Annotated in this window: 4 protein-coding genes and 2 pseudogenes; 3 read left to right on the plus strand and 3 right to left on the minus strand. The window is 63.6% G+C overall.

Annotation, left to right across the window (positions count from 1 at the left end; translation table 11 throughout):
- Positions 1-564: 564 nt before the first annotated feature.
- The 3 genes and pseudogenes from D2K64_RS26365 to D2K64_RS25795 all read right to left on the minus strand — a co-directional run.
- Positions 565-777, minus strand: a pseudogene (locus tag D2K64_RS26365) (DDE-type integrase/transposase/recombinase); the annotation flags it as partial.
- Positions 778-839: 62 nt separating this feature from the next.
- Complete coding sequence (locus tag D2K64_RS22805; protein ID WP_120010675.1) at positions 840-1,799, minus strand: mechanosensitive ion channel family protein; 960 nt, start codon at positions 1,797-1,799, stop codon at positions 840-842.
- A gap of 163 nt (positions 1,800-1,962) precedes the next feature.
- Positions 1,963-2,082: pseudogene (locus tag D2K64_RS25795) on the minus strand (IS5/IS1182 family transposase); the annotation flags it as partial.
- A gap of 221 nt (positions 2,083-2,303) precedes the next feature.
- Here D2K64_RS25795 and D2K64_RS22810 point away from each other — a divergent pair.
- The 3 genes from D2K64_RS22810 to D2K64_RS22820 form a co-directional block, all read left to right on the plus strand.
- The gene (locus tag D2K64_RS22810) at positions 2,304-3,074 is read left to right on the plus strand and encodes a LamB/YcsF family protein (protein WP_120010676.1); all 771 of its coding nucleotides are present in this window, start codon (positions 2,304-2,306) and stop codon (positions 3,072-3,074) included.
- Positions 3,075-3,076: 2 nt separating this feature from the next.
- Positions 3,077-3,760 (plus strand): 5-oxoprolinase subunit B family protein, encoded by a 684-nt coding sequence (locus tag D2K64_RS22815; protein WP_202910802.1) that lies wholly within the window; start codon positions 3,077-3,079, stop codon positions 3,758-3,760.
- On the plus strand, positions 3,757-4,503 hold a 747-nt coding region (locus tag D2K64_RS22820; RefSeq protein ID WP_120010677.1), incomplete at its 3' end, for a 5-oxoprolinase subunit C family protein. The genes D2K64_RS22815 and D2K64_RS22820, both read left to right, overlap by 4 nt.

Genomic DNA, 4,503 nt, shown 5'->3' on the forward strand with positions numbered 1-4,503 from the left:
ACGGACCTCTTCAATGCGTTTTTCCGTACCGCCCGAACTTTCAGCACAAAAAGCAATAGATTTAGATTCTTCTTCTTGAAGTAGTTTGGTGTCGAAAGTTCGCTGGATAACTGCGCCAAGGCCTTGATTTATCTACTTCTCAAACCCGAGGCCATGTGGTGAAGGTTCGGCGAGGTGTGGCGAAGGTTCGGCTTGCATCCGATTCGCCCTTCAAACAGGCGTGCAAAAAGTTCGGCAACGGGCGAAGCCAGGGCGTGCAGAGAGTTCGGTTGATCGCCGGTGGCCCACCGGGCCGGCCGAGATCGTAGTGATCTGACATCAGAGGACTGTAGACGGCATTGGCAAGTTGTTCGACGAGAAGGCGAGTTCGGCCGCGTGACTGAGGGTGCGCCAGGATCTCAATACCGCTTGGACACAGGTTTCCTGCTGCCAAATACGAAGGGCCGTGGCCCGGGCGATCCGGTACTCTCCAGCCGTCATCAGGTGTCGGCGAGGACGGAAATGGCCATAGATCATGCTATGTGCTGAGAGGAACCGCTGGGCCTGCTTGGCCGACTTGAACCGCTACATCTGCCGCTCCCGTCGCCGGGTTGGCCGATGCGAGTTCTCTGCCCGGTTGTTCAGATACCGGCTGGTTCGATGCCGGACGCCTGGCAGGAACTCGCGCTGCACTACGCCGTAACTCTTCAGCCCCTCAGTGACTAGCCAATATGGCTTGTACTTGAGGCCTGACAGGAGGTGCTTGAAGAATCTCTTGGCCGCACTTCCGTTCCGCCGATTCTGAACAAGCCTGAATTGAGGTGTTGTCCAACTTCACCAGCCCGAGGACAGGCTGCGCCTCAATCCTCCTCAGTCCTTGAAGTAGAGCTTCGCGCAATGCTGATTTGGCTAAGCGGCCGTGGCGCTGGTGGCTTCTTCCCAGCTGGCCACCCCTCACGCTGGCGGCTGCGGTCGCCATCGGTTTCCTCGGTTTGGTCGTGGAACAGCACCATGCGTGTTGGATAGACGAGGTCGATCTGCGCTTGCTGGAGAGCAGCACGGATCGCTCCCACCGCACTTCCATAAGCAGCCACAACATGACTTCGCCGCGAATCCGTCCACCACCGCACCCGGATCACGACCCCGGACTCTCCAAACTCCCAAGGACGGGCGTCTGGCTGCGGATCCTGTTTGACGCCCTCCACCCCTGCGAGCGCGTGGAGCACGGCCTCGCAGGCAATCCCCGGATCATCGGAATAGCCAATGCTGACGTCGCACTGGCTGCGGCGGACGGGAAAATGTGTTCGTACGGTGATGCCGCGCGTGTAGAGATTACTATTGGGGATGAGCACCCTCTGGCCGTCATAGGTCTTGAGAATGGTCGTGCGCGCCTCAACCCGCTCCACAGTGCCCTCGTAGTCTCCGGAGACAATTTGATCCCCTATGCGGAAGGGCTGCGCATAGAGGATCATCAGGCCACAGTTCTGCAGAATATCGCGAAAGGCGAGGCCTACAGCGAGGGAGCCGACGCCCAAGGTCGCCAGGAGATCGGAAGGCTTCACGGAAGGAAAGACGATGGTGGCGCAGACAAGAGCACCCATCAGGATCATTGCCCAGCGAGCCGTACTGCCGAGGAGCGAGCCTAGATCTTCCCGGTGTTGCCGCTTGAAGGCAAAGAAAACAGTTCGTCCCAGGAGCCGGGCACCTGCCCAGAAACCAAGTAGGACGATGAGGCCGATGCCGATATTCGGCAGCAGCCAAAAGAAGCCCTCGGCCATGTCCTGGAGCTTGTTGGTGGCTAACTGCTCTGGCTCTTCCATCAGATGTTTCCAACTATATCCGCAAGGCAACGTGCAATCTGCGGATCGGTTGGCCTGGATTGCCGATCTCTCTTGCTGTCTGCATCCTACCCGATGAGTGCGATGGTTATGTCATCACCATGCTCTGTTTAAACCTTCTGGCTCGATGATCTAAGGATTATGAGATTGTGGGCGAGGTGAACCACACGGTCAGACTGCCCCGCCCGCGCAGCGCGGCATCGTACTCCGCCCAATTCGTCACTCGAAACCGCTGCTTCGGAATACGCTGACGACCGCTCGACATTGACGGCAAGCTGGGCTCCTCTGGAAGGTGGCAGGGCGTTATTCTTACGGCCCTATCCTAGCCAAACCGGCAGACCGACCCGTGCAACACAGTCGTGCCCGTCGAGACCGCTGGAACATCATCCGCTCCAGTGGCATGACCATCTGCCGTCCTGACATTGTGGCCAGGCGGAGACCGGACAGGCGCTTCGGCGTGGCAGCCCAGGACCAAGGAGCAGGACAATGGCGCGGACGATCGATCTAAACTCCGATCTCGGAGAAAGCTACGGTCCCTGGCGGATGGGAGATGACGAGGCGATCCTGCGCGTCGTCACCAGCGCCAACATCGCCTGCGGTGCCCATGCCAGTGATCCCGAGACGATGTTCCAGACCCTCACCCTGTCGCGGGAGCAGGGCGTGGTGGCGGGAGCGCATCCGGGCTTCGCTGACCGTCAAGGCTTCGGCCGGCGCCTGATCCCGCACAGCATCGGCGAGGTGGAGCGGCTGGTGGCGACGCAGATCGGCGCGCTGATGGGAGCCGCCGCCCTGGCGGACACCAAGGTTCGCTTCGTCAAGACGCACGGCGCGCTCGGCAACTGGGCCGCCGCCGAGGCGGATGTCGCCGCGGCTGTCGCGCGGGCGGTAAAGGCGGTCTCGCCTGCGCTCGCCATGCTGGCCATCTCCGGCACGGCGCTGGATCGCGCCGGACGCGATGCGGGGCTAGCCACTTTCAGCGAGATCTTCGCGGATCGCGGCTACCTCTCCAATGGCCAGTTGGTTCCGCGCAGCAAGCCCGGGGCCATGATCCACGATCCTGAGGAGGCCGCCGCGCGGCTGGTGGAGTTCCTCGAGACTGGCCTGATGCCGGTGATCGACGGTCCGCCCATTCGACTGGAGGCGAAATCCATCTGCGTGCATGGGGACAGTCCTGGTGCTGTCGCGATGGCGCAACATGTGCGCCAGCGGCTGGCCCACGCCGGCATTGAGGTGGTTTCCTTCCTGGGTGCCGCGTGATCTTGACCTATCCTGTCTTTCGCCCAGTGGCGGATCACGCGGTCCTGGTGGAATTTGGCGAGGCCATCAACCGCGCCGTGCATGACGAGGTGCTTCGCCTGGATGCCCGCGTTTCCCCCGACACAGTCACCGGATTCCTGGAAGCGGTGCCGGCCTACGTGAACATCCTCATCCGCTTCGATCCGCTGATCACGGATCATGCGGCGGTGGAGAAGGCGTTGCGCCGGCTGATCGATGCTTCCGGGACCGCACCGCGGACTGGGCAGCAGCAGGACGTGCGCATCTGCTACGATGCCGACTTCGCGCCTGATCTTCCAGGTGTGGCCCAGGCCGTCGGCCTGTCGGCCGAGGCAGTAATCGCCGCGCATCTCGCGGGCGACTACCGCGTGTACATGTACGGCTTCGCGCCGGGATACGCCTATCTAGCCGGCGTGCCGGAGGCCATCCGCCTGCCGCGCAAGACCGCCCCGGTGCGCGATGTCGCTGCGGGCAGTGTGGTCATCGCCGGGCCGCAATGCCTGGTCACCACCCTGGTGATGCCAACCGGGTGGTGGATCATCGGCCGCTCCCCCACGCAGATCCTCAACAGGGGAGAGGGTGAGCGCCCTGTTCTGTTCGATGTCGGCGACACCGTGCGCTTCACCCGCATCGACCGGGCAGCCTTCGAGGCGGAGGCGGTCCCATGAGCAGCGCCCTCTTCAGCGTCACTGCCGCCGGGCCGCACGTCACCTTCCAGGATGCCGGCCGGGCCGGGATGCTGCGCTTCGGCGTGCCGACCTCCGGGCCGATGGACCGCGCCAGCTACGCCGCCGCACAGGCTGCGTTGGGCAATCCTCCGGATGCCGCCGCCATTGAAATCTCGCTTGGCGGATTGTCGCTGTCATGCCTGGGGGGCGAGGTAACACTCGCCGTGGCGGGCGGCGGTTTCCAGGTCGTGCTGGATGGCATCCGCTACGGCGCCTGGACGGTGCTGACCATCCGCGCCGGCTCGGTGTTGTTGGTCCGCCCGGGCTTCTGGGGCTGCTGGACGTACCTGGCTTTCGCCGGGCATTTGCAGGTGCCTCCCTGGCTGGGCAGTGTTTCCACCCATGGACCGACTGGTCTGGGCGGTGGGCGGCTGACGGCGGGGCAATCCCTGACCGTCACCGGCACGAAGCGCCGGGCCGAACGGTTCCTGCGCATCCCCCTGCCGGCCTGGGCACGGCCGCCCGCCGAGGTGCCGGTGGTGTTAGGACCGCAGGATCGCTTCTTCGCACCGAAGACGGTTGCTACCCTGCTGCGCGAGCCCTTCACGTTGAGCGAGGCGTATGGCCGAATGGGGGTGCGCCTGCGGGGGCCGGCGCTGCCGCCCATCGCTAAGCTGGACATGCCTTCGGAACCCGTCGCGCGCGGTTCCATCCAGGTCTCCGGCGACGCCGTGCCGACGGTG

This window comes from Teichococcus vastitatis (genome assembly GCF_003604215.1).
Taxonomy (GTDB): domain Bacteria; phylum Pseudomonadota; class Alphaproteobacteria; order Acetobacterales; family Acetobacteraceae; genus Pseudoroseomonas; species Pseudoroseomonas vastitatis.

What these genes read in the sequence shown, in the direction of transcription:
- D2K64_RS22805 (WP_120010675.1), bottom strand. Translation starts at nt 1,799, where the DNA reads ATGGAAGAGCCAGAGCAGTTAGCCACCAACAAGCTCCAGGACATGGCC.
- D2K64_RS22810 (WP_120010676.1), top strand. Translation starts at nt 2,304, where the DNA reads ATGGCGCGGACGATCGATCTAAACTCCGATCTCGGAGAAAGCTACGGT.